This is a genomic window from Gordonia sp. YC-XJ4 (genome assembly GCF_059511865.1).
In genome coordinates this window covers 3,175,422-3,198,164 of sequence record NZ_CM183447.1, presented here as the reverse complement: position 1 = coordinate 3,198,164, position 22,743 = coordinate 3,175,422, and the positions used below count along the sequence as shown (strand labels likewise).

Sequence of the window (22,743 nt, the reverse complement as noted above, 5' to 3'; positions counted from 1 at the left end):
GAAGCGCCAGCGGCCCGCAGCTCATCGGCATTCGCGTCGGAGTAGATCGACAGCGAGACCGCTGGATCGTGGCCGTGCCATCCGGCCACGATGTGCACCGGGACCTCGGTCGAGCATGAGGGTCACCGACGTATTGCGGAGACCGTGGAGCTTGATACGACGCAGCCCGGCGCGGGCACGCAGCCGATGGAACTCGTCGGAGTACCAGTCGGGAGCGGCGGGCGATCCGTCCTCACGGGAGGCCACGAAGCGATCCTCGTCCCACGGCACACCGATGGCGAGAACCGCTTCCTTCTGCCGAGTCTTGAGGGCGCGCAGGGCCTCGATCAGCACGGCGGGCATCGGCAACTCCCGGCGGGACCGACGCGACTTGGGCGCGCCCTCGATGGTCTCGGTGCCGACGGTCACGCGGCCCCGGCGCACCCGGAGCACCTCGCCGTCGATAGCCGACCACCGACGGCCGAGTACTTCTGATCGCCGCAGTCCGTAGCAACTCAGCAACCAGCAGGCGTAGAACCGGTCATCGCGGACAGACTCGCGGAAACGCTGGGCCTCGGCCACAGTCCATGACTTCGCCGTGGTCTCGGAGTCCGGCTCCGCGTCGTCCTCATCGACATCGGCGGCGGCGGGCCGCTCGACCAGGGCGGCGACGTTGCGCGGCAGCACACCCTGGTCGACGTAGGACTGCACCACCGCAGTGAATGCGGTCAGCGTCGCACGCACCGTGATCGGTCGTACACCCCGTGGTTGCCCACCGGCAGGCGCGGAAGAATGCCGGGGTCAACGGGCGCGTAGGCTGCCCTGCGGGGCCGCACGACACGACCCGAACGGACCAGCCCGGCGAGGCAGGTGTGCAGACACGCCACCATGCCGATCAGCGGATACCTCGCACCTCGCCGGGAGCGGCCCACCGCCCCGACCCCGGTCTACGACCAGGCCACGAAACGTGAGCCGACGCCGGTGGCTCTCACCCTCGACGCCGACTTCCGTCTCGACACCGAGGTCGAGGCGATCTGTGAACCGCTTGCCCGACGGATCTGGGAGCAGCCGAATGCCCGTGGGTACGTCGGCTACGTCGAGGCCATCGTCGGGGCTGTGGGAGAGCTGTGTGGAACCGTCGCCGGACTTACCGCCGACGCCAAGCTCCGGGGACTCGACGGTGCCGACCGGACCCGTGCTCGCGCGGCTCTTCGCACAGTCACGCGTACGTCGGTCCCGACGATCACCGCCGACATGCTCACCGACGGCTCGTGGGTCGCGCCTCTGATCGAGCTGGCCCGCCGCGACACCGACGCCCTCGCGCGGCTCCTCGGCCATCAGGCCACCGACCGACGTGGTGGTGAGACTGCCTCCGACACCCTCCTCGTGGTGTGCGCGACGTGGATCGCAGCGCCCGCGACCTCGAACGCCGCATCGACAAGGCCGAATACTGGCGCGCCCAGCGGACCACCTCATCCGGCACGGCCCTCCGCAACGACGCCCAGATGGCCCGCGACGTGCTGGCTGAGCTTGGAATCGATCAGGCGACCGACACGAAGGGCAGCACGTCATGACCGCGGAGTACCTGCACGCGTGCTCCGGCTGCGGGCAGCCCACCGTTCGGTTTCGAGGGAGCGTTCACGGATTCACCTGTGATGCCTGCATGACCTCGCGGATCGGCCTCGACCGTGGGCCGACGCGCCACCAGCGCCGGTCGTCGTACTTCATCGAGTCTCATCGCCAGGAGGTATCCGGTGGCGAGTGAACAGACCGTACGTAGTGCAGATCGGATGGCCGCCGCGATGCACGAATCCGGTCACTGCGTCGCCTCGGTGATCTTCGGGCCGGGCATCGAACGTGCAGTGCTGACGCCGAACAACCGGCATCACGCCGGGTTCACCGAGCACAACAACCGTCCCGATGCCGTCGGGATGCACCCGCTCATCACCGCCGCCGGTCCGATGGCCGAGGCACGTCATCGGTTCGGACCCCGCCCGACGCAGCGACAAGTGTTCGCGGTGCTCGACGTGAACTCTCACGACTACGCGACGCCGCGGGCCTCGGGTAATCCGTCGCCGACGGACGCCGCGCCGCTGCTCGACAGGTGTTGGACCGCCGTCATCGAGCTGGCACGCGTGCTCGATGAGCGCGGCGAGATCGGCGAGGGTGACGTACTCGCCGCGCTGCGTGTCCCGCCCGGTGATGCGGAGACGCGCTATCTCACTGAGCTGCGCAGCGGCTACCGAGCAGTGTCGTGATCGCTCGGTCATTGGTTTGAACGGATCACGTCGAGCGAGGCTACCGACTCAGGCAGGATTGTGACGTAACCTTGTCCGACACCCCACATCCTCGGGAAAGAGAGCGCTCATGCAGACAGACGTGGACCCCGATGTTCAGCGCATCATCGATCAAGCTGCCCCTGGAATCCAGGAGGTCGTGACCGCGTACGAACAGTTCGAAGGCGCGTATTTCGCGGCTGCGCAGACGACCCAATCCACCATCGTCGCTGGCTACAACTCGACCCAGTTCTGATGCCGACTTGGGGGCGGATTCTTCGCGAGATAGGTGAAACCGAACAACTACTTACGGTGCAAGGTAAGACCGGGCCACCGCACCCATCGCCGCAGGACGTGATTCGGCGAAAGTATCTCGAGAAGCTGAGTGCGCACACGGGCAGGACGTCGATTGTTTATGCGACGTGCTGGATGGAGAACAAGGAAGTCCCGGGACAGGCGGTCTCCGTCAACCTCGGTGACGTCCAGGGCTTCATGGAGGCCTGCTACGGAGTCAAATCTCGCGACCTGGACCTCATCATCACCAGCCCCGGTGGTAGCCCCGACGCCGCCGAGTCGATCATGGACTACCTCCGCACTCAGTTCGACCACATTCGGGCCATTATCCCGGTGGCCGCGATGTCAGCGGCGACGATGATGAGCCTGGCTGCCGACGAAATCATCATGGGCAACCACTCACAGCTCGGGCCCATCGACCCTCAGCTCACCGTCATGACGCCGGAGGGGCCGCGTTCCGCTCCGGGGCAGGCAATCCTCGACCAGTTCGAGCAAGCCAAGCGGGAGTGCCAGGACCCGGCGAATATCGGCGCGTGGCTCCCGATGCTGCGCGCTCTATTGCCGGGGCTGCTCGCGCAATGTCAGCACTCTCGGGACCGCGCGGAGCAGTTCGCACGGACGGCGCTCGAAGCCCATATGTTCGCCGGTCAGCCTGATGCAGCTGACAAGGCGGACATTGCGGCGGCATGGTTTGCGGATTTCTCGTACTTCAAGTCCCATGGTCGCCGAGTAAGCAGAGACGAGGCGCGCACGCTCGACCTCACTGTGACCGATCTCGAATCGGACCCGACACTGCAAGACCTCGTCTTGTCGGTTCACCACGCGGTTCGCCACACGTTCAATCAGACACCCGCAGTCAAGATCATCGAGAACGACGACGGTGTTGCGTACATCGAGGCTATTCAGAGTCAGCAGGTGGTGATCAACGGCCCCCATCCCGTCGTCGCGGCACCCCCCGCGCCTGACGGCACTGGACCGGCGACAGCACCCGGTGGCAACCGCGCGGCTCGGCGGCAGGCAGCACGGAAGAAGAACTGAGGCGAACTCTAGACTGCTGCTCACACGTTCGACGTGGGGCCAACAGTGGGCCAAGACCCGCGCGTACGCAGTGGTCGCGGCTGTACGCGGTGAACGGAGGCAGGCCGTTGAGCTGAACGTATCGGACGCCATCGAACATAGGTGCACGTTCTCCGAGCTACTGGGGGTCAAGTGGTCGCAGGTTCAAACCCTGTCGGCCCGACGTATAAGCCCCCGGCGAGGAGGCGATTGTCGGAGGCACGGTCGAGGCCGCCATAACCGCGGAACAGAGGACAGGTCCCGCGCGGACGGTCGTTGGGATCAAGTGAGCGGTCGCGGCGCCGAGCGTGGCCGGGGATGCCAGCTGGTGGTCGGCTGTCTCTGGGGGCAGCCAGACCAGGAAGTCGCCGGCGAACACCTCGGCGTGCACCGGGCGGCCCTCGTCATCGGTGGCGACCTCGCCCGGTATCAGGCCGAAGACCTGCACCAATTGGTCGTAGGCGGCTCGTAGGTCCCGGTAGGCCCGGATATGGAGATCCCGGCGTGCTGGGCGTTGATTGTGCCCAGCAGGTCCGCGGTGGGGTCGTCGTCGGCTTCAAGGCCCGACAAGTGCGGACCGGACCGCCTCGCGGGTCCGTTGGAGTTGTTTGATCTCGGTCGGGCCGTGGAGACGGTGACCCGAGTCGGTGCGTGCCGACGGTTGCAACAGCCCGACGGCTTCGTCGTGGTGCAGCGTGCGCACGGTCAGGCCGTTTTCCCGGGCGAGCTCACCGACGCCGATCAACGCGTCATCGTCGGTTCGTCGGCTCATGGCCACGACCCTGAGACCTCACGTTGGGTCAGGTGCAACCTCGGCCGCGGCGTGCGGGGGTACCGGCGAATCGTGGAGCTTCCTTCTCCTTCTGAGGAGGAAGCTGAAGGGCAGCGCGATCAAGATGACGAGGCATGAGACCAGGTAGACATCGTTGATCCCCATGACGTATCCGTTCGCATGGGCTGCGGCGAGCCCGGCAGGCGACGTGGCCCAATGCGAGAGCGCGGAGATGTGATTCGACGCCCTGGAGGTGAGCAGCGAGGAGAACACGCCGATGGACAGACAGGCGGACATCTGCTTCGTCCAGTTCAGGATGGACGAGCCGTAGCCCGACAATTCCTTTGGCAGAGTGATCATTCCGGCGTTGGAGGCGGGCATCGTCGCGAGGGCCAGTCCGATGTACCGCAGTGCCATCCAGATTCTCACGTAATCATGCGATGTGGTCACCGAAAGCTGGGTCATGCGCCAGGTTCCCAATGCGATCAGGAAGACCCCGACGAGCAGCAGCGGCAGAGCTCCGATGCGTTCATAGACCCTTCCGACGATCGGCATCAGGACAGCCATGCAGATCGTGGCGGGTAGTAGGACCAGCGCCGCATCCAGTGGGGCCAGTCCCTGGATGTTCTGCAAGAAGATCGGCGTGAGAAATATGCCGGAATACAGGGCGATGTTGATGATGCAGCCAACGACCACGCCGGCAGTGAAAGTCGGATATCTGAATGTCCGTAGATTCAGAACCGGGCTCTTCGCCCGCAGTTCCCAGAAGATGAACAGAGCCAGGAACACAGCACCGGCGATCAGCGTGCAGACGATGATCGCAGAACTCCACCCCAGGGCCGAACCCTCGCTGAATGCGAAGAGCAGAACAGTGCTCGAGAGCACGCTCAACACGATGCCGGGTATGTCGAGGGCGCTGTCCGCGGAGAGGCGGTAGCCCGGCAAGAAGATGACTCCCAGGATGAGGGCGATCAAGCCCAGGGGGATGTTGATGAAGAAGATGGCCTTCCAGTTGAAGTACTGAATAAGGAAGCCGCTGACCGTCGGTCCGACCGCTGGTGCCAGCGTGGGGGCGATGCTCCAGATGCTGACTGCGGTGATCAGTCTTTTCTTCGGGAGGGCCTGATAGACGATCGCCATGGTGGCGGGAATCGTGACGCCGCCGAAGAACCCTTGCAGGAACCGGATCGCGATCAACATGTCGATGGTGTTCGAGACGAAGACCAACGCTGATGCAGCAGAGAAACCGGCTATGGCGATCAGGTAGAGACGCTTGTAGCTGATCCTCTCGCCCAAGAACGCCGTCAGGGGCGCTGACGTGCCCATGGTCAGCATGAAGCCGGTGATCAACCATTTCGCCGTGTCGAGATCGGTGTGCAGATTCGTCATGAGATATGGCAATGCGATGTTGATCGTGCTGCTGCTGAGCCTGACGACGAACGAGCCCAAGAACATCGTCATCATCATCGGCCAGAACTTGATTTCTCTGGTTGTCTGCACGGTCGCGCTTCCCATCTCTGTCAACCAATCGCCAGATGATTGATATATCAATTATCTGGGCAAAAAAAATATCTCGCCCTTCATCGGCCGGATTGCAGCCCATTGCCGAGCTTGCGCAACAGCGACTTCAGTGTCGCCATCTCGTCGTCGCGCAGCGCCGCTTTGAGCACATCGTTGTACTGCTTCGCGCGCGGCCTCGTCTCTCTCAGGAGTTGCTTCCCGTCCTCTGTGATGAAGACGAGGTATTCTCTTCCGTCGGTCGCCGATCTCCGTCGCTCGACCAGCCCCTTTCTCGCCAGGAGATCGAGCGTCCTGGTGATTGCCGCCGGTTCTTTGAAGCTGTCGGCGGAAAGTTCTTTCTGGTTGTACCCGTCTTTCCGGATCAAGCGATTGAGTATTGCCCATTGCTCCGAGGTGATGTCGAAGTCCTTCAGGTAGGCCTGCCACCGTCCTCTGAGTATCGTGTTCGTCCTGTACACCAACGAATTGAGGGAATCGTCGATATCTGGATACACCTGACGTACCTCCTCACTCGATCGACAGGCATGATCGTACGCCTAGATAATTGATACATCAACTATGAGATGGCGTCGGATCACGTCTCGAGGGCAATACCGCCGACTGCGTGGACGAACTCGACTGCGCGTACGAACTCGACGGGATCGCACCGAGTGCTGCCTCGCCAGCCGTCGGGAACCTGCGACGCTGTCACGAGAGATAGGCGGCGAGTAGCCGGTTGAGAGCCGAATGTGCTTGGGCGCGAGCCACATCGGTATTCGCGTGTTGGGCGATCCAGAGGGCGGTTTCGTTCATGGCGCCGGACAGTTGTGCGGTGGTCGCGTCGAGCAGCTCCTCGTCGACGCCGGCCGCACGCAGGGCATCGCGCAGGTGTGCTGCGGAATTCTCGGCGTCGAGCCGACGCCACTCCTGCCAGCCGACCACCGACGGGGCGTCGATGAGCAGGATTCGTACCGCGGTGCCGGACGTGATCGCGTCGAGGAATGCGTGTGATCCGACGCGGAGTTGGTCGCCGGGGTCTGCACCGGCCGCCTGTGCTGCTTGTACGACCGCATCGGCGACGCGCACCTGCAGCCGTGCGGCGACAGCGCCGAACAGTTCGGCCTTGTTCCGGTAGTGGTGATAGACCGCCCCGCGCGTGACGCCTGCGGCGCCGGCGACATCGTCAAGTGAGACGTCGGCGAAACCTCGTGACGAGAACAGTTCGGTTGCCGAGTCGAGAACGCGCTGGGCGGTCTGAGCGGCGTCGGCGGCGGAGGCGCGGGGCATGGGCTCTTCCTTTACGTGCGGTGCGTATGTATTCTGATCTCGTTACATACTCACTGTACGTAAAGGGGAGTTCTCTTGTCAGCCACCAGTTTCTATCCCGTCCTCATGTCGCGCGACGTCGGCGCCGCGGCATCCTTTTATCGCGAACTCCTCGGGTTCGAGACGACGTTCGAGTCCGACTGGTACGTCAGTCTGAGATTGGGGGCCTTCGAGGTGGCCGTCCTGGCTCATGATCACGCCACGATCCCCGAGGGGTACGGAGCGCTCCCGCGAGGGGTGATCGTGAACCTCGAGGTCGACGATGTCGACGCGGTCCACCGCAGCCTGGCGGCTGATCCGGACATCGAGATCGTCATGGGCCTCAGGGACGAGGACTTCGGGCAACGGCATTTCATTCTCGCCGCACCCGACGGTGTCCTTCTCGACGTCATCCAGCCGCTGCCGCCGAGTGCCGAGTACGCCGACGCCTACGCGTCGGCGTAGCGGTGACACGATGGATCGGTGAGACGACAGGGTGGCTGACACGACAGCCCCCGCGACGAATCGAGGACTCGATGACGCTGCCCGATGATCTTGTTGCCCTGCTGCGCCGACCCGCACCGTGCCATGTCGCGACGATCATGCCCGACGGGTCGCCGCAGCTCACCCAGACGTGGGTCGACACCGACGGCGAGCACGTTCTCATCAACACGGTGCAGGGGTTCCAGAAGGAGAAGAACATCCAGCGCGATCCGCGGGTCTCGATCAACGTCTCCGATCCCGACAACCCCGCACGGTATTTCGAGATCCGGGGCCACGTGATCGGGTCGACCACCGACGGGGGAGCCGAGCACATCGAGGCGTTGTCGCAGAAATACCTCGGAGCGCCGTATCCCTGGTTCGGGGGACGCGACCAAACCCGCATCATCCTCACCATCGACGCCGACAAGATCCACGGAGTCGGCTGAGAAGGCTTGTCGCAGAGCTGTCTGCGCAGGTGTCACGCTCGCTCGTGGGGGATCTTCTCGCCGGCGGTCACGTCGAACGGCAGAGTGTTACCGGCCGGCGGTAGGGGGCAGGTCGCGAAGTCGATGAACGCGCACGGCAGGTTCGTCGCCCGGTTGAAGTCGATGATGACCTCGCCTCCACTTCGCACCACCTCGTCGTCGGCCTCGATGGCCACGCTGCGGTTGGCCGCGTACGTGGTCACCCCGGAGGTGCCGTCGGTGAACAGCACGGACAGGCCACCGGCCTTGCCGTTGAATGCGATGAGGCGATGGTCGGCGCCGTCGCGGGTCAGGACGAGCTCGCCAGGCGAGACGTAGACGTGCGCAAGCCCCTCGGCCACGGCACCCACGGTCACCGGGCGGGGTGTCGAGTAGGGCTCGAAGGTGGCCGACAGCGCCCAGGACGGGTCGGGCTCATAGGTGGGCACCCCACGGAAATCGCGGACGGTGGGCGCATTCTCGTCATGCACCCGGATCAGATAGCCGTCGCCGCGGCGCGCGACTTCGATGTGCACACCGTCGAGTTCGACGATCTCGCCGGCTCCTGTCGCATCGAGGTCGAAGTCGCGGGCTGCGAATGTCTCGCCGCCGTCGGGTCGAAGGTGGCCGGTCGCATCGTCGTACCACCAGGTGCCGGGAAGCCCGTCGAATCGGGTCGGCTCGGTCTCGAGCCACTCGAGTCGGTTGATCGACAACCATCCGAGCGGGTTCGCGAGATCGCGTTCGCGAGCGGTGTGCCACTCATGCCACTGCTCGGCGAAATCGGCGTCGGTCGATAAGGTTTCGGTCATCGCACAAGGCTCCTGACGATGGTGGGGGATTCGGGGGGACCTGGGGTGGTCGACGCGGTGCTGCGCGTACCTGGTGCAACGCGCAGTCGTGGCCTGCTCGATGGCATTTCGTTCATCCTGCGCGCAACTCCTGGCCTCGGACGCGGGATACGGCCCGCGTAGTGTTGCCTGCTGTGTCCGATCCACCCGGTGGTCACGGGGCCGACTCCGTGTTCACGGTTGCCACCGTCAATGTCAACGGCATCCGCGCCGCGCGCCGCCGTGGATTCGACGAGTGGCTTGCATCCCGGTCACCGGACGTCGTGGCGCTTCAGGAGTTGCGTTGTCCGGCATCGGAGATCGGCGAGTTTCCCGGATACGCGGTCGCGGCCGACGTCGGATCGATCGCCGGCCGTAACGGGGTGGCGGTACTGACCAGGCGTCCGGGCACCGCGGTGCGCACCTGGCTGACCCACCCGCCGAAAGCGCGCGGTCTCGGTGAATTCGCCACACATGGTCGGTACATCGAGGTCGACCTCGCCGAACGGCCGGTGACCGTGGCGTGCCTCTACCTCCCGAAAGGTGGACTTCCCGCACACCGGCAGCGGCCCGGCTCGATGCGCGAGAAACCCGATGGCGGCCAGAAGTACGAACGCAAACAACGATTTCTCGCGGCATTCGGCCGGGAGTTGCACCGCAATCGTCTTGCTGCGCAACGCGCGGGCCGTGACTTCCTGCTCGTCGGGGATCTCAACATCGCTCACACCCGGCACGACGTGACGAACTGGCGTGCTGCCCGCTCGATGGACGGATTTCTTCCCGAGGACCGTGAATGGTTCGAGTCGATTCTCGGGACCCGTCGCCTCGTCGACGTCGTGCGGCGGGTGCACGGCGATCGGCCGGGCCCGCTGACCTGGTGGAGTTGGGCGGGAGAGTCGTTCACCAAGGATGTGGGCTGGCGAGTCGATCACCAGCTCGCGACACCCCGACTCGCCGCGTGCGCAACCGAGGTGACGGTCGACAAGGAACCGTCGGCCGCGCAACGGCTCTCCGATCACGCCGCACTCGTGGTGAACTATCGCATGCACACCTGCCACGATCCCGCATAGGTCTTGTCCACAGCCTTGCGCCGCGTGTGGATGCCTGTGGATGGTCCGGCCCCGCCTCTGCGCCGGCGATGAACACTGTGGCACATGGGAATTCGCTATTACGCATATCCGGTACCCGGCGACCGCATCGACGACGCACACCGTGATCCAGGACTGTTCCTCGGTACCGATCCCCTCGGCGACGCATGGGGTCTGGTGCCGGTCTCGGTTGAGACCGAGACCGGCGAGACGGTGGCCAGTGACTGCGTCTTCGCGCTCGACGCCAAGCCGCGCCCCACGATGTTGTACCTAGACAAGGCTTTTCGTGTATTCCAGGACATCTTCTTCGGCCGCGACGACGATTCCGGCCCGCGGGAGTCGTATGCGTTGGTCGAGGGGGCGCCCAGTGTGTCCTATGGGCAGGACTATTCGTTCACCCCCTGGGTACGGGTCCTCGATACAACGGACACCGCGGCGATCGCGCGCGATCTCACGCTGGTGCCGCTCGTGGCTGACGACCACCCGGCCCTCGCCCGCGGAATCACCTGGAAGGCTGAGGACATCAACAACTTTCTGCGCACCGCGGTGCAGTTCATGACCGAGCGGGCCGCGGCGGGCGATGGTGTCGTCTACACGATCAGGTAGGCGGCCGGGTCAGCCCTGGGCGAGTTCGGCCACGTGCTGCCATTTCTCCCACTCGGTGAGCCGGCTCGCGTAGTCGGCCTTCGCGATGTCGAGCGGGGCGGTGCCGAAGAACACCCGCAGCGGCGGCTCGTCGGCGTCGACGATCTGCAGGATCGCTGCGGCCGAGGCGTGTGGGTCGCCGGGTGCGGAGGTGCGTGACCGGCGCGCCCGGGCCGCGGTCTCGCGGACCTCGTCGTAGGCGGGGAGCGCCGTGGCGTGTTTGGCCGACGCCCCGGCCCAATCGGTGTCGAATCCGCCCGGCTCGACCAACGTCACGTGGATGCCGAACGCCTCGACCTCGGCGGCCAACGCCTGGGAGAAGCCCTCGAGTGCCCACTTGGACGCGTTGTAGATGCCGATGTTGGCGAATGCGCTGATACCGCCGATCGAGGACACCTGAATGATGTGACCGGAGCGCTGGGCACGCAGGAACGGCAGCGCCGCCTGCGTGATCCACAGTGCGCCGAACACATTGGTCTCGATCTGGTCGCGCGCCTGCGACTCGGAGAGTTCCTCGATGAAGCCGAACTGGCCGTAGCCGGCGTTGTTGACCACCACGTCGAGGCGGCCGAAATGCTCGTGAGCACGAGCAACGGCAGCGATATCCGCGGTGCGATCGGTGACGTCGAGTTCGATCGGCAGGATCGCGGACCCGTAGGAGTCGACGAGGTCGGCAAGACTGTCGAGGTTGCGCGCGGTGGCGGCAACGCGATCGCCGCGATCGAGTGCCGCGATCGCCCATTCTCGGCCGAAGCCGCGTGAGGTCCCGGTGATGAACCAGACCTTGCCGCCATCGGTGTTCGTGGCCTGGTCGCTCGTCTCGGCACCGCTGTCCACAGGACTCATCGGGATTCTCCTCACATCGTTGGATGGGAATGCGTTGGATGGGCTTGGCTCCCGCGTCGGGAGTGCACACACCCTTGACATCAACGACACCGCGACGCAGGCATTCCTCGGGTGGACCGGGGTTGCGATCACCGCGGCCACAACGCTCGTCGGCTGCCGTCCCGGCAACAAAGGTGGGTGGTGATCGCCATCGACCCGGGAGGACCCATGACCGCCACCATCCGCACCACCGTTGTCCCGTTCGTCCTCACCGCGGCGGGAACCGGTGTGGCACAGCACCTCGTCAGCGAAGGGCCGGTGGCACACGAATTCGACACCGACGCCTATCCCGCATTCGGTGGGCGTGATGCCGCGCCGAGCCCGCTGTTCTACGCACTCGGCGCCCTGACCTCGTGCAACCAGGTGACCGCATCCCTGGTTGCCAAGGACTTGGGAATCTCGCTCGGCGCGTTCGACTTTCGGGTGCAAGGCGACCTGGATACCGCGGTGCTGGTCGCCGGGGCGGACGGCAACGCCAACTTCACCTCGGTCACCGTGCAGGCAACGGTGCAGACCGACGCCGACGCAGACACGTTCGCCGAGTTCGTATCGGAGGTGGAGCGACGCTGCCCGGTCAGCCAACTGTTCATCCGGAGCGGACTCGAATTCCGCAACGAGTGGACGAATGCTCCCCTGACCGAGTGACCCCTGACCGAGTGGCCCCTGACCGAGTGACCCCTGACCGAGTGACACTGTCGATGGACAATGACCGGCCCGTCACCGACCGATCGTCGGTGATGTGCCGCGGGGGTGGAAATACCCGGCGGGCCGGGTGCGTTGGCCCCGGGCATGAGCGATGAACCAGAACTGAGTCCGACCGATTGGGTGCGCGAGCAGACCGCGAAGATCCTGGAGCAGGGGACCACCGACGGGGTCCAGGTGGCCGACCGGCCGGTCGTGCTGTTCACCACGACCGGGGCGAAATCCGGCAAGAAGCGCTATGTTCCGCTGATGCGCGTCGAGGAGAACGGCCGATACGCGATGGTCGCCTCCAAGGGCGGGGCTCCCGAGCATCCGGCCTGGTACCACAACGTCAAGGCCCACCCGCAAGTCACCGTGCAGGACGGCCAGAAGGTTGCCGAGCTCACCGCCCGCGAGGTCAGCGGAGACGAGCGAGAGCACTGGTGGAATCTGGCCGTGGCCGCCTATCCGCCGTACGCCGAATATCAGGTCAACACCGACCGGCTGATCCCGGTGTTCGTTCTGGAGTGACACCCGCGTGGACACCCACTAATGAAAACAATTATCATTAGCGGGTGTCCTCCTCCGCTGCAACCCAGCTTCCCGTCACGGTCCTCTCCGGTTTCCTCGGATCCGGTAAGACCACCCTGCTCAACACCTTGCTCGCCAACCGCGAGGGCAGGCGCATCGCCGTCATCGTCAACGACATGAGCGAGATCAACATCGATGCCTCGCTCATCGACCTCGGTGGCTTCGACCGCACCGAGGAGCGCATGGTCGAACTCACCAACGGGTGTATCTGCTGCACTCTGCGCGAAGACCTCATCGACGCGGTCGGTGATCTCGCCCGGGCGGGTCGATTCGACCATCTCGTCATCGAATCGACCGGCATCTCCGAGCCCATGCCCGTTGCCGCAACCTTCGACTGGGTCTTCGAGGACGGCTCCTCGCTGGCCGACCTGGCCGTCCTCGACACGATGGTGACCGTCGTCGACTGCTCGACCTTTCTCACCGAGCTGGCGCGTGGTGAACGCCTCGACGACCGCGCCCTGCAAGCCGGCGACGGGGACGAACGCACCATCGCCGACCTCCTCGTCGACCAGGTCGAATTCGCCGACGTGGTGATCCTCAACAAGACCGACCTGGTCGGTGCGGATCAGCTCGGCCGCGTCGAGGCGACGGTGCGCCGACTCAATCCGCGCGCCCAGGTCATCGTCACCACCCACGGCGAGGTGCCACTGGACCGGGTGATCGGCACGGGTCTGTTCGACCACGAGGCCGCCGCGGCGGTGGCCGGTTGGGACGACGAACTCCTCGGCGGCCACGTGCCCGAGACCGAGGAGTACGGAATCGGGTCGGTGGCGTTCCGCGCCGAGCGGCCGTTTCATCCGGCACGCCTCGCCGACGCTCTCGACGGACTCCGAGGAGTGTTGCGCAGCAAGGGTTTCTGCTGGATCGCGAGCCGACCCGACATCGTTGCGGTCTGGTCGCAGGCGGGCCCGAACCTCATGATCGAACCCGCACAGTACTGGACGCCGCCCGAGCATGACCCGCTCGCCGGGCCGGGTCAGGAGCTGGTCTTCATCGGGATTCATCTCGACAAGCGCGAACCCGTGCGCCTCCTCGAATCGGCACTACTGACCGACGACGAGATGCTCGCCGGACCCGAGGCGTGGGTCGGTTACCCGGATCCGCTGCCACGCTGGAACATTCCCGCGCAACACCACCACTGACGGCCGACGGGTCATGGTGCGCAATGTGCCATGGACGCAAGCGTCAGCCGATCCACACCGTCTTGATGTTGCAGAACTCGCGAATGCCGTGGGCGGTGAGCTCGCGCCCGTACCCGGAACGCTTGATGCCACCGAAACCGAGCTCGGGATACGAGGTGGTCATCCCGTTGATGAACACCTGACCGGAGTCGATCTCGTCGATGAAGCGTTGCTGCTCGGCAGGATCGGTGGTCCAGGCATTGCCGCCGAGGCCGAAGGTCGTGTCGTTGGCGATCGCGATCGCCTCCTCGATGTCGGCGACCCGATAGAGTGCGGCGACGGGCCCGAACGCTTCGGCGGCATAGAGATCCATTGTGTCGGTGACATCGGTGATGACGGTCGGCTCGTAGAACCAGCCCGAGCGGTCCAGACGGTGCCCGCCGATCAGCACGGTGGCACCGGCCGCCACGGCGTCGTCGACGAGCTTCTCGAGATCCTCGCGTCCCTGCTCGGTGGCGAGCGGTCCGACATCGGTGGCCTCGTCGGTGGGATCGCCGACGACGAGTTCGGCGAAGCCGGCGACGAAGGCCTCGGTGAACTCGTCGTAGACATCGGTGTGGACGATGAAACGCTTTGCGGCGATGCAGGACTGGCCGTTGTTCTGCACCCGTGCGGTGACCGCGGTCGCGGCGGCCGCGGAGATGTCGGCGCTCGGCATGACGATGTAGGGGTCGCTGCCGCCGAGTTCGAGCACCGTGTGTTTGACCTCGTCGCCGGCCACAGCGGCCACCGCGCGTCCCGCCGGCTCACTGCCGGTGAGCGTGGCCGCTGCCACACGCGGGTCGCGCAGGATCGGTTCGACCATCGACGAGGGGATCAGCAGGGTCTGGAAGCAGCCCTCGGGTAGACCGGCACGCCGCAGCACGTCGGAGATGTAGAGCGCCGACTGCGGGACGTTCGACGCGTGTTTGAGGACACCGACGTTGCCGGCCATCAGGGCGGGGGCGATGAAGCGGACCGCCTGCCACAATGGGAAGTTCCACGGCATGACCGCGAGAATCACACCGAGCGGCTGGTAACGCATGTACGCGCGGCTCGCCCCGACGGCATCGGCGTCGGCGATCTCGTCGGCCAACATGGCGGCGCCGTGGTCGGCATAGTGGCGAAAGGCTTTCGCGCACTTGAGGACCTCGGCCTTCGCGGCCGAGAGGGTCTTGCCCATCTCCTGGGTCATCATCGCCGCGGTCTCGTCCGCCTCGGCCTCGAGCAGATCGGCCGTCGCATGTAGCCACCCTGCGCGCTGCTCGAAAGTCGTTCTGCGGTAACCGGGGAATGCCTGCGCCGCGCGGTCGAGCACGGCGTCGACCTCATCGTCGGTCATGGGCTCGAACTCGCGGATCGTGCTGCCGGTGGTCGGGTCGACGGTGGCGATGGCCATGATCGTCAGTCCCTTCTGCATCGAGGGCGGTGGATATCATGGGAGGTGGAGGAGATCCACCTCCCATGACTGTCCCTCCACGATTACCACCGTCGAGCCGATCGCAAACCCCGTCGAGATCAGCCACGGCGCCGCGCGGCAGGGCCACCACGCTCAGACGAAGATCATCCCGCCGTCGACGAGCACCGCCTGGCCGGTCATGTAGTCGGAGTCCGGACCCGCCAGGAAGGACACGAGTTTGGCGACGTCATCTCCGGTCGACACGCGTCCGAGCGTGATCCCGGCGGCCATGGCCTTCATCGACTCGCCCTTGCCGACGTGATTGATCTCGCCGAGGTCGTGGTCGATCTCCTCCCACATCGCGGTGTCGACGATGCCCGGACAATAGGCGTTGACCGTGATACCGTGCGGCGCCCATTCCTGCGCCGCGGACTGGGTCAGGGCACGCAGTGCGAACTTGGTCGAGCAGTAGACACCCAACAAGGCAAAGCCCTTGTGCGCGGCGATGGATGCGGCCCCGATGATCTTGCCGCCGGACCCCTGCGCGATCATCTGGCGAGCGGCCTCGGTGTAGCACAGGAACGCCCCACGTGAGTTCACGGCGTGGATTGCGTCGAACTCCTCCGGGGTGACATCGAGCAGCGCCTTCGTCTGTGCGACACCGGCATTGGCGACCATCACATCGAGTGAACCCAACGCCTCGGCGGTCCCACTGATCAACGACCGGACGTCGTGGCGCACCGACACGTCACCGGTGAGGTCGACCGAGGCGACTCCGGTCGCCTCGATCTCGGCGCGGGTGTCCTTCAGCTCACCGGCCATGGACGGTAGATCCGAGACGGCCACGTCGTGCCCGTCGCGGGCCAGCCGCAACGCTATCGCTTTGCCGATTCCCCGTGCGGCCCCGGTGACATGCGCGACGCTCATTGCTTCTCCTCGTTCTCGACTTCCCGGGCGCTGATCGGTCCGGTGCGCGCATGACGCTACGACGAGGAGTGACGTGGGTCATAGGGTTGCATGGCGATGCAACCCCCGCATCGGGTCGCCGCGCCCGCCCAACCGCCGATCAGCCGGCGGTGGCCATGCTGATCAGCGGTGCCAACGCATCGGCCACGATGCGATACGCGACGTCCTCCTCGGGGTGCACGCCGGGAAAGAAATAGAACCCGTGCGGCATCCCGGCGGGGAAGTACGTGGTCACCGAGGTGCCCGCTTCGCCGAGGCGATCGGCGAAGGCACGCGCCGAATCGATGATCGGGTCGTGGGTGCCGGTCGCGATCACCGTCGGTGGAAACGCATGCAGATCGCCCTCGATCGGACTGGCATACGGGTGATCCCACGGGGTGGTCGGCAGATAGGCGCCGCGGATGAATCCGGTGAACGCGGTGTCGTAGACGATGCCGCGCGGAGCCTGCTCACGAAACGACGACCAGCGCTCGTACCGGAAGTCCACCATCGCGCCCAACAGCACCACGGCGTCGGGGGTGCGAACCCCGTCGTCGGCACACCGCAGCGGTATCGCGGCGGCAAAGTTCGAGCCCGACGAGTCACCGGCGACTCCGAGGAAACGAGTGTCGCCACCGATACGTGAAGCATTGCCCGTCACCCAGCGATACACGCCGTAGGCGTCGTCGAGCGGTACCGGAAACGGAAACTCCGGCGCGAGACGGTAATTGGCCGACACCACCAACGCACGGTTGGTGGCGGCGAGTTTGCGGGTGAGGAAATCGCAGTCGTCGGAGCTGCCGACGGTGAAGCCTCCGCCGTGGAAGTACACGAGTACCGGCAGCAGTTCCTCGGGATCGGTGCCCGTCGGTCGATACAGCTGGCAGCGGGCGACCCCGCCGTCGACCGGCACATAGATCTCGCTCACATCGACATCCGGTACGGCCTGTGCGCCCGACGGCGGGACGAGTGTCGGATCGGGTTGGTGACCGTCGCCGACGTAGCCGCTGCGCACCGGCGCGATCATCAAGTCGCGCAGGGCAACCGGCGCCCGGTTGTTGGCGATCACCTGATACATCGGCATCGCCGGATCGTCCGGGGCGAAGTGGCTCAGGGCGTCGGCACTCGTCACCTCGGGATCGCTCACCCCGACGGTGACATCGACGAGTCCAGCGGGAATGGTGCGCAATTCGGGATCGACCATGCGCCGATTATCGCCGGCGCGGTGGGCGTGTGTGTCGCTTCGTCGCGATCGAGCACCGTCACCTACGATCTGCGTCCATGACCACGCGCACGACGCCGACGGCGGACCGGTTGCTGCACGCATTGGACCTGCCCTCACGGACATGGTGGCGACTCGTCGGACGAACAGTCGACCTCGACTCGTCCGAGCACGCCTTCCTGCGCGGCCCGATGAATCGTCGGCACACCGTCGGCGACGCATGGTTCGACGACCTCGACCGCTCGGGGCGGGTCCGCCCGATCTCCGCCGACGACGGACTCTTCGACGACATGAGTGTGCTCGACGGGCCCGACTTCACTGCGACACAACTGCATCCGCTGGTCCGGGACTTCTATGAACACACCGCGCGCTGGCGCATGGAGGTCTGGGCGCAATGGAATCCACTGCTTGCGCCCGGTGCGGCAGCGATCGCCGGTCTCTTCGGTCGCCGCGTTCGGCAGCTGGCGCTACCGACCGCACCATTGTCGGTGAGCCGCGGCATGACCAGTCGTGTGCGGGTGATCGATGACGTCGACGGACATCGTGCCGGAGCGGCCTGGCTACGGACGCTGCGTCTGGACGGCTCGGCCGTCTACAGCGGCTTCTATCGCAGCGCGATGCTGCCCGGATCGGCACAACCCCATGTGGCGGTGGTCTTTCCGCTGGAGGCGGGCAACGTCGGCGTATATCTGCGGCCGCGCGCCGAGCCGGATGGCTCACTGGTGTTGACCTCGCGATCGCGGACCTTCGGCGAGGACGGGGCGTGTGTCACCGTCGTCCTCGGCCGACGGACCTACGCCGCCCGCGCCCCGTTGCGTGAGCGAATCCATGTGTTCGTCGACGACGAGGGAGAACTGCGCACCGACCACGCATTGGATCTCGGACCGATGCGGGCGTTGCGTCTGCATTACCGTCTCGAGCAGCGACCATCGTGAATCGGACCGCCCGTGAACCCCGACAGCAGTGAACCCAGACCGCCCGATCGTCAGGACTGATCCGCTTCGGTGCCGGCGCTGCTCGCGAAGGCGTCGGTGATGGCGGTGACGAATCGGTCGACGTCGGTGGTGGTCGTGTCCCACGACGTCATCCAGCGGACCACTGCGGAGGGGCGGTCCCAGTCGTAGAAGTGCACCTGTTCGCGAATCCGGTCGGCGATGTGGACCGGGAGTCGCGCGAACACCGCATTGGTGGGACTGTCCTGGGCGAATCCGAGACCGGGGAGCGAGCCATTCGCGACGAGGTGTTCCAGTGCTGACCGCAGTCGCGCGGCCATCGCATTGGCGTGCGTGGCATTGCGGAGGCCGAGATCGCCGTCGAACAAAGCCAGGAGTTGCGCCGAGATGAACCGCACCTTGCTCGGCAGTTGGGTCGTCATCTTTCGCACGTAGGCGGTGCCCGCGGTCCGGTCCGGGTCGATGACGATGACCGCCTCGGCGCCGAGCGCGCCGTTCTTGGTGCCGCCCAGGCTGACCACGTCGACGCCGGCGCCGGTGGTGAAGTCTCGTAGCGGGAGGTCGAGTGCCGCCGCGGCATTCCACAGGCGGGCTCCGTCGATGTGCACCGCCATCCCGTGCTCGTGCGCCACCGCGCAGATCTCGGTGATCTCCTCCGCGGTGTACACGGTGCCGACCTCGGTGCACTGCGTCAAACTCACCGCCGACGGCTGTGCTCGCTGTGCGTCGCCGAGTGCGCGGGCAGCGGCGGTGATCTGTGCCGGCCGCAGCTTGCCGTCCGGGGTGGGCACATGGAGGATCTTGAGTCCCGAAACCTGCTCGGGTGCAGTGCCTTCGGAACCATTGATATGTGCCTCGGAGGTGGTCACGACGGCACCCCAGCGCGGGGTCACCGCGGTCAGGGCGACGATGTTGGCCCCGGTTCCGTTGAAGACCGGGAAGACCTCGGCTTGCTCACCGAACTGCGCGGCGACCACGTCTCGAAGTCGTTCGGTGTAGACATCGGTCCCGTAGGACCGCTGGTGTCCGCCGTTGGCGGCGACGACCGCAGCCATCACGTCCGGGTGGGCACCGGCGTAGTTGTCGCTGGCGAAGGCGTGCCACGAGGAGTCGTGTATCGAGGGAAGCGTCACGAGTTCAGGCTCTCACAGGGTCGAAGGCGCTCGGGGCCGTGCTCACCGCGCCGGGGTGCGGCACACTGAGAGCCATGCCGACGACTGATCGACCCCTGCGGTCGCTGGGTTTTCTCACGATCGGGTCGTTCGATGAGGCCGATCCGGCGGCCGGGCACCGCACGACCCTCGACGTCATCGAGCGAGCCGAGGACCTCGGCTTCGACAGTGTGTGGTTGCGCAACCGGCATCTGCAGTTCGGGATCTCCTCGCCGGTCGCGGTGATGGCCGCGGCCGCCATGCGTACCAGTCGAATCCAGCTCGGCACCGCGGTGATCCCGCTCGGCTGGGAGAATCCGCTACGACTGGCCGAAGACCTCGCGACCGTCGATGTGTTGTCCGGTGGTCGGGTCAATCCCGGTGTCTCCGTGGGTACCCCGATGCGTTACGACGACGTCAAGGCCGCCCTGTACCCGGAGACCCACGACATCGAGAACTTCTCCAAGGATCGGGTCGTCCGCCTGCTGTCCTGTCTGCGTGGCGACCCCGTCAGTGACTTCGAGGGCGTCGTCGGCATCGAATCGTTCTCGCGGCGTGTGCAACCACACTCACCGGGGCTGGCCGACCGGGTGTGGTACGGCGGCGGGCGCGAGTCGGCGATCTGGGCGGGGGAGCAGGGACTGAACTTTCTGACCTCGTCGGTGGTCACCACCGAGGGCACCACCGCGCGCGACTTCGCGACCATTCAGGCCGAACACATCGATGCCTACCTGGCCCACCATCGTGACCCGGCGTCGGCGCGCGTGTCACAGGGGCTCGTGGTCATTCCCACCGACACGGCGAGCTCCGAGCAGATCGCCCGGTACCGGGCCTACGCCGAGGCACGTCTGCCGCGCACCCTCACCCCGCAGGGCCCGCGCGGCATGCTCTTCTCCCCGGACCTCGTCGGCCCGTCGGAAGTACTCGCGGAGATTCTGTACCAGCACAAGGGGTTCCAGCGTGCTGACGAGGTGGCGTTCGCTCTGCCGTTCAGCTTCGACGACGAAGACTACCGGCAGATCATCACCGACATGGCACAGCGCCTCGGGCCGGCGCTGGGGTGGACACCGGCGTGAGGTGACTCACGCTGTGCGACTCACACCGTGTGCCGTGCGCCGACGAGGAAGCCGACCAGTTCCTCGGTCAACGACAGGCACGCCGCCGCCTGGTCGGCAGGGCGGCCGCCGAGGGCGATTCCGCCGGTCCTCGACACGGTCGACGGATAGAGCCCGGGCCGCAGGAAATGCCCGGCTCCCTCGTACCGAATGTGTCTGTCCGCCGGGTTGTTCCGGCGCCCGAGCAGGGCATCGGCCATCGACTCCGAAGGCCAGAGCTCGTCGTCGGAGCCGCTGACCGTGAGGACGGGGCACCCGATGGCCTCCGCGGCGATCACCGCGTCGGGTGGGACGTCACGAGCGAGGCCTTCCTCGTAGGCGGGATGCAGTCGGAGCACGGTCGGACGGTGCGCCGCGACGTCGCGCGACAACCGCCAGGCGTTGCCGACGAGTTGTGGCATCAACGCCCCGCTCGGCAGTGGGGCGTAGGCGCACGGTTGTCCGCGATGAGTCCACGACGATGTTCCCGGGATCTCCCCGTCGGGCCCGATCGCCTGCCAGGTGACGCTGCTCGGGCTGAGCAGGATCACCGCAGACACGGCGAGATCGGCCTCGCGGGCCAGTGTGGCCGCGAGACCCTCGGCGCCGCGCGAGATGCCCATTGCGGCGACCGGGCCGCCGACGTGCTCCGACAGCCAGTGCACGGCTGCGGCGAATCGTTCGAGTGGGATGTCGGCGATCGGAGCGGCGTCGGGACCGTCGTCGAGCCACGCATAGGCCAGTGCCGTGACCCCGCGGGACGCGAGAGCGCAGACGGCCGCCCGCTGCGAATCCACCCCGCCTTCCGATCCGCCGAAACAGACGACGGCGGGGCCGGTCGCCGACGCCGGTACGGCCAGCAGTGCCCGTCGCCCGTCGACGTCGATCTCGATCACCTCCACTGCCGGGTCGGTGGCCCGACGCAGGCAGGTCAGTGCCGCGCTCCGACCGTCCACGGAGGCCTCGACCCGGACCTGCCATGGTTGCTCCGGCGGGATGAACAGGTCGGCGCGGTCGGCCGGGCCCTCGAATTGCATCGCCCAGATAGGTTCGTCGGCGATCGTCTGGCCATTCTCGACCGACCCGCGCCAGGTCCACATGCGGCCGTACAGATCTGCCCCGGAAACGCTCAGCGCCACCGGCGAGGTCGCGCGGGTGGAGACGGTGATCGCGAACGGCTCGTCGTGGCGGGAGGTGTGCGGCACTTGCAGCTGTAGATGGGGATCGGTGACCGGCGGGGCAGCCGGCGGCTGGGGTACCGGAGCGCCGGGATCGGCGGCGCCTTCGCGCTCGGACATCGCCGCGGTCTTCTTGTCGAACCAGGATGGGAACACTCCCGACGCGGTGCCGGCCAACCCCATCATCGTGAACGGTATGACCCAATAGCAGAGCACCGAGGCCACCGAGCCGCCATCCCGAATCGTGGCCTGTCCCTGGATGATCGGGGGAATGCACGAGATGAGCGTCATCAATGCGAAGACCGTGGTCCACATCCACGTCATCGCGGTGGTGATCACCCGGAAACCGTCGCTGCGGGCCGTCGCGGCGTCGACCGAGGCGGCAGCGTATTCGCGGACGAACGGGCGACCGATCAGCAGGCCCGTCAACGCGACGAGGAAGATGCCGGCATTACCCAGCGGCTGCAGCCATTGCTCGAGGAATCTGTCGCTGACGGTGAACGACAACACCGACAGGATCACGAACACCACGACCGCGCCGACCTCGAGGGAATGCCAGGGCTGTTTGCGGATGCGCTGCACGGCCACCGCGATCACCGACAATCCCAGCGCGATGAGCACGGCACCGCGAAACGGCATGTTGCCCACCAGAATCCAGTACACGATCCAGGGGGAGAATCCGATCAGGAAGCCCATGAAAGCCCACATTCTTCCGAAGAAACCCGCACGGTGGGAGTTTACGAGTCCGACCCGTCCCCGACCACGAGAATGCGACGAACTCCTCCACCGGGT

The 22,743-nt window shown here is 66.0% G+C and carries 25 protein-coding genes; 13 read left to right on the top strand and 12 right to left on the bottom strand.

All coding sequences use genetic code 11. The features are described 5' to 3' along the window. Nucleotides 1–21: 21 nt before the first annotated feature. Nucleotides 22–723 (bottom strand): tyrosine-type recombinase/integrase, encoded by a 702-nt coding sequence (locus AC5ZH6_RS14090; RefSeq protein WP_288337796.1) that lies wholly within the window; start codon nt 721–723, stop codon nt 22–24. Nucleotides 724–867: 144 nt separating this feature from the next. Here AC5ZH6_RS14090 and AC5ZH6_RS14085 point away from each other — a divergent pair, with 144 nt between their 5' ends. The 4 genes from AC5ZH6_RS14085 to AC5ZH6_RS14070 all read left to right on the top strand — a co-directional run bounded on the left by AC5ZH6_RS14085 (nt 868) and on the right by AC5ZH6_RS14070 (nt 3,587). Next, entirely contained in the window at nt 868–1,635 is a 768-nt protein-coding gene (locus tag AC5ZH6_RS14085; protein WP_288337795.1) for a hypothetical protein, read from the top strand. 98 nt (nt 1,636–1,733) lie between these two features. Then, on the top strand, nt 1,734–2,237 hold the full coding sequence (locus AC5ZH6_RS14080) for a hypothetical protein (protein WP_288337794.1): 504 nt from the start codon (nt 1,734–1,736) through the stop codon (nt 2,235–2,237). A gap of 109 nt (nt 2,238–2,346) precedes the next feature. Further along, on the top strand, nt 2,347–2,511 hold the full coding sequence (locus AC5ZH6_RS14075; protein WP_288337793.1) for a hypothetical protein: 165 nt from the start codon (nt 2,347–2,349) through the stop codon (nt 2,509–2,511). A gap of 173 nt (nt 2,512–2,684) precedes the next feature. After that, nucleotides 2,685–3,587 (top strand): SDH family Clp fold serine proteinase, encoded by a 903-nt coding sequence (locus AC5ZH6_RS14070; RefSeq protein WP_288337792.1) that lies wholly within the window; start codon nt 2,685–2,687, stop codon nt 3,585–3,587. 574 nt (nt 3,588–4,161) lie between these two features. Here AC5ZH6_RS14070 and AC5ZH6_RS14065 read toward each other — a convergent pair. From AC5ZH6_RS14065 to AC5ZH6_RS14050, 4 genes are all read right to left on the bottom strand, one after another. Then, on the bottom strand, nt 4,162–4,377 hold the full coding sequence (locus tag AC5ZH6_RS14065; protein ID WP_288337791.1) for a MerR family DNA-binding transcriptional regulator: 216 nt from the start codon (nt 4,375–4,377) through the stop codon (nt 4,162–4,164). 18 nt (nt 4,378–4,395) lie between these two features. Further along, the gene (locus tag AC5ZH6_RS14060; RefSeq protein ID WP_288337790.1) at nt 4,396–5,892 is read right to left on the bottom strand and encodes a DHA2 family efflux MFS transporter permease subunit; all 1,497 of its coding nucleotides are present in this window, start codon (nt 5,890–5,892) and stop codon (nt 4,396–4,398) included. Nucleotides 5,893–5,957: 65 nt separating this feature from the next. Continuing rightward, a complete protein-coding gene (locus AC5ZH6_RS14055; protein ID WP_006368113.1) occupies nt 5,958–6,392 on the bottom strand; it encodes a MarR family winged helix-turn-helix transcriptional regulator in 435 nt (144 codons plus the stop codon). A gap of 193 nt (nt 6,393–6,585) precedes the next feature. Continuing rightward, nucleotides 6,586–7,164: a TetR family transcriptional regulator gene (locus AC5ZH6_RS14050; protein ID WP_288337789.1), complete on the bottom strand. Its 579-nt coding sequence runs from the start codon at nt 7,162–7,164 to the stop codon at nt 6,586–6,588. Between the two features lie 75 nt (nt 7,165–7,239). Between AC5ZH6_RS14050 and AC5ZH6_RS14045 the strand changes: the two genes are divergently transcribed. Both AC5ZH6_RS14045 and AC5ZH6_RS14040 read left to right on the top strand, forming a co-directional pair. Continuing rightward, a complete protein-coding gene (locus tag AC5ZH6_RS14045) occupies nt 7,240–7,647 on the top strand; it encodes a VOC family protein (protein ID WP_271355491.1) in 408 nt (135 codons plus the stop codon). A gap of 71 nt (nt 7,648–7,718) precedes the next feature. Further along, nucleotides 7,719–8,111 carry a PPOX class F420-dependent oxidoreductase gene (locus AC5ZH6_RS14040; protein ID WP_271355492.1) on the top strand — a complete coding sequence of 131 codons (393 nt, stop codon included), beginning with the start codon at nt 7,719–7,721 and terminating at the stop codon, nt 8,109–8,111. Between the two features lie 32 nt (nt 8,112–8,143). Here AC5ZH6_RS14040 and AC5ZH6_RS14035 read toward each other — a convergent pair whose 3' ends face one another. Further along, nucleotides 8,144–8,941: a DUF1684 domain-containing protein gene (locus tag AC5ZH6_RS14035; protein ID WP_288337788.1), complete on the bottom strand. Its 798-nt coding sequence runs from the start codon at nt 8,939–8,941 to the stop codon at nt 8,144–8,146. A gap of 173 nt (nt 8,942–9,114) precedes the next feature. On the opposite strand from AC5ZH6_RS14035, the gene AC5ZH6_RS14030 reads away from it, so the two are divergent. Together AC5ZH6_RS14030 and AC5ZH6_RS14025 are read left to right on the top strand one after the other, a co-directional pair. Further along, nucleotides 9,115–10,029, top strand: a complete 915-nt coding sequence (locus AC5ZH6_RS14030) for an exodeoxyribonuclease III (RefSeq protein ID WP_288337786.1) — start codon at nt 9,115–9,117, stop codon at nt 10,027–10,029. Between the two features lie 84 nt (nt 10,030–10,113). Next, nucleotides 10,114–10,653, top strand: a complete 540-nt coding sequence (locus AC5ZH6_RS14025; protein ID WP_288337785.1) for a hypothetical protein — start codon at nt 10,114–10,116, stop codon at nt 10,651–10,653. Between the two features lie 9 nt (nt 10,654–10,662). Here AC5ZH6_RS14025 and AC5ZH6_RS14020 read toward each other — a convergent pair whose 3' ends face one another. Then, nucleotides 10,663–11,538, bottom strand: coding sequence for an SDR family oxidoreductase (locus AC5ZH6_RS14020; protein WP_288337784.1), 876 nt, complete (start codon nt 11,536–11,538; stop codon nt 10,663–10,665). A gap of 207 nt (nt 11,539–11,745) precedes the next feature. Here AC5ZH6_RS14020 and AC5ZH6_RS14015 point away from each other — a divergent pair, with 207 nt between their 5' ends. From AC5ZH6_RS14015 to AC5ZH6_RS14005, 3 genes are all read left to right on the top strand, one after another. Then, the gene (locus AC5ZH6_RS14015; RefSeq protein ID WP_079929876.1) at nt 11,746–12,222 is read left to right on the top strand and encodes an OsmC family protein; all 477 of its coding nucleotides are present in this window, start codon (nt 11,746–11,748) and stop codon (nt 12,220–12,222) included. A 144-nt stretch (nt 12,223–12,366) separates the two neighbouring features. Then, nucleotides 12,367–12,789 carry a nitroreductase family deazaflavin-dependent oxidoreductase gene (locus tag AC5ZH6_RS14010; protein WP_026920084.1) on the top strand — a complete coding sequence of 141 codons (423 nt, stop codon included), beginning with the start codon at nt 12,367–12,369 and terminating at the stop codon, nt 12,787–12,789. A gap of 44 nt (nt 12,790–12,833) precedes the next feature. Continuing rightward, nucleotides 12,834–13,991 (top strand): GTP-binding protein, encoded by a 1,158-nt coding sequence (locus AC5ZH6_RS14005; protein WP_288337783.1) that lies wholly within the window; start codon nt 12,834–12,836, stop codon nt 13,989–13,991. A 43-nt stretch (nt 13,992–14,034) separates the two neighbouring features. On the opposite strand, the gene AC5ZH6_RS14000 is transcribed toward AC5ZH6_RS14005, so the two are convergent. The 3 genes from AC5ZH6_RS14000 to AC5ZH6_RS13990 all read right to left on the bottom strand — a co-directional run bounded on the left by AC5ZH6_RS14000 (nt 14,035) and on the right by AC5ZH6_RS13990 (nt 17,557). Further along, nucleotides 14,035–15,408 (bottom strand): NADP-dependent succinic semialdehyde dehydrogenase, encoded by a 1,374-nt coding sequence (locus AC5ZH6_RS14000; protein ID WP_288337803.1) that lies wholly within the window; start codon nt 15,406–15,408, stop codon nt 14,035–14,037. A gap of 153 nt (nt 15,409–15,561) precedes the next feature. Then, complete coding sequence (locus tag AC5ZH6_RS13995) at nt 15,562–16,335, bottom strand: acetoin reductase (RefSeq protein WP_006368099.1); 774 nt, start codon at nt 16,333–16,335, stop codon at nt 15,562–15,564. Between the two features lie 139 nt (nt 16,336–16,474). Continuing rightward, a complete protein-coding gene (locus AC5ZH6_RS13990; protein WP_288337782.1) occupies nt 16,475–17,557 on the bottom strand; it encodes an alpha/beta hydrolase in 1,083 nt (360 codons plus the stop codon). A gap of 77 nt (nt 17,558–17,634) precedes the next feature. Between AC5ZH6_RS13990 and AC5ZH6_RS13985 the strand changes: the two genes are divergently transcribed. Continuing rightward, nucleotides 17,635–18,510, top strand: coding sequence for a hypothetical protein (locus AC5ZH6_RS13985; RefSeq protein ID WP_288337781.1), 876 nt, complete (start codon nt 17,635–17,637; stop codon nt 18,508–18,510). Between the two features lie 50 nt (nt 18,511–18,560). On the opposite strand, the gene AC5ZH6_RS13980 is transcribed toward AC5ZH6_RS13985, so the two are convergent. Beyond that, nucleotides 18,561–19,661 (bottom strand): threonine aldolase family protein, encoded by a 1,101-nt coding sequence (locus AC5ZH6_RS13980; protein WP_288337780.1) that lies wholly within the window; start codon nt 19,659–19,661, stop codon nt 18,561–18,563. A 74-nt stretch (nt 19,662–19,735) separates the two neighbouring features. Between AC5ZH6_RS13980 and AC5ZH6_RS13975 the strand changes: the two genes are divergently transcribed. Then, complete coding sequence (locus AC5ZH6_RS13975; RefSeq protein ID WP_288337779.1) at nt 19,736–20,755, top strand: LLM class flavin-dependent oxidoreductase; 1,020 nt, start codon at nt 19,736–19,738, stop codon at nt 20,753–20,755. 20 nt (nt 20,756–20,775) lie between these two features. Here the strand turns inward: AC5ZH6_RS13975 and AC5ZH6_RS13970 are convergent, their stop codons facing one another. After that, nucleotides 20,776–22,647 (bottom strand): acyl-CoA thioester hydrolase/BAAT C-terminal domain-containing protein, encoded by a 1,872-nt coding sequence (locus AC5ZH6_RS13970; protein WP_288337778.1) that lies wholly within the window; start codon nt 22,645–22,647, stop codon nt 20,776–20,778. Nucleotides 22,648–22,743 lie beyond the last annotated feature (96 nt).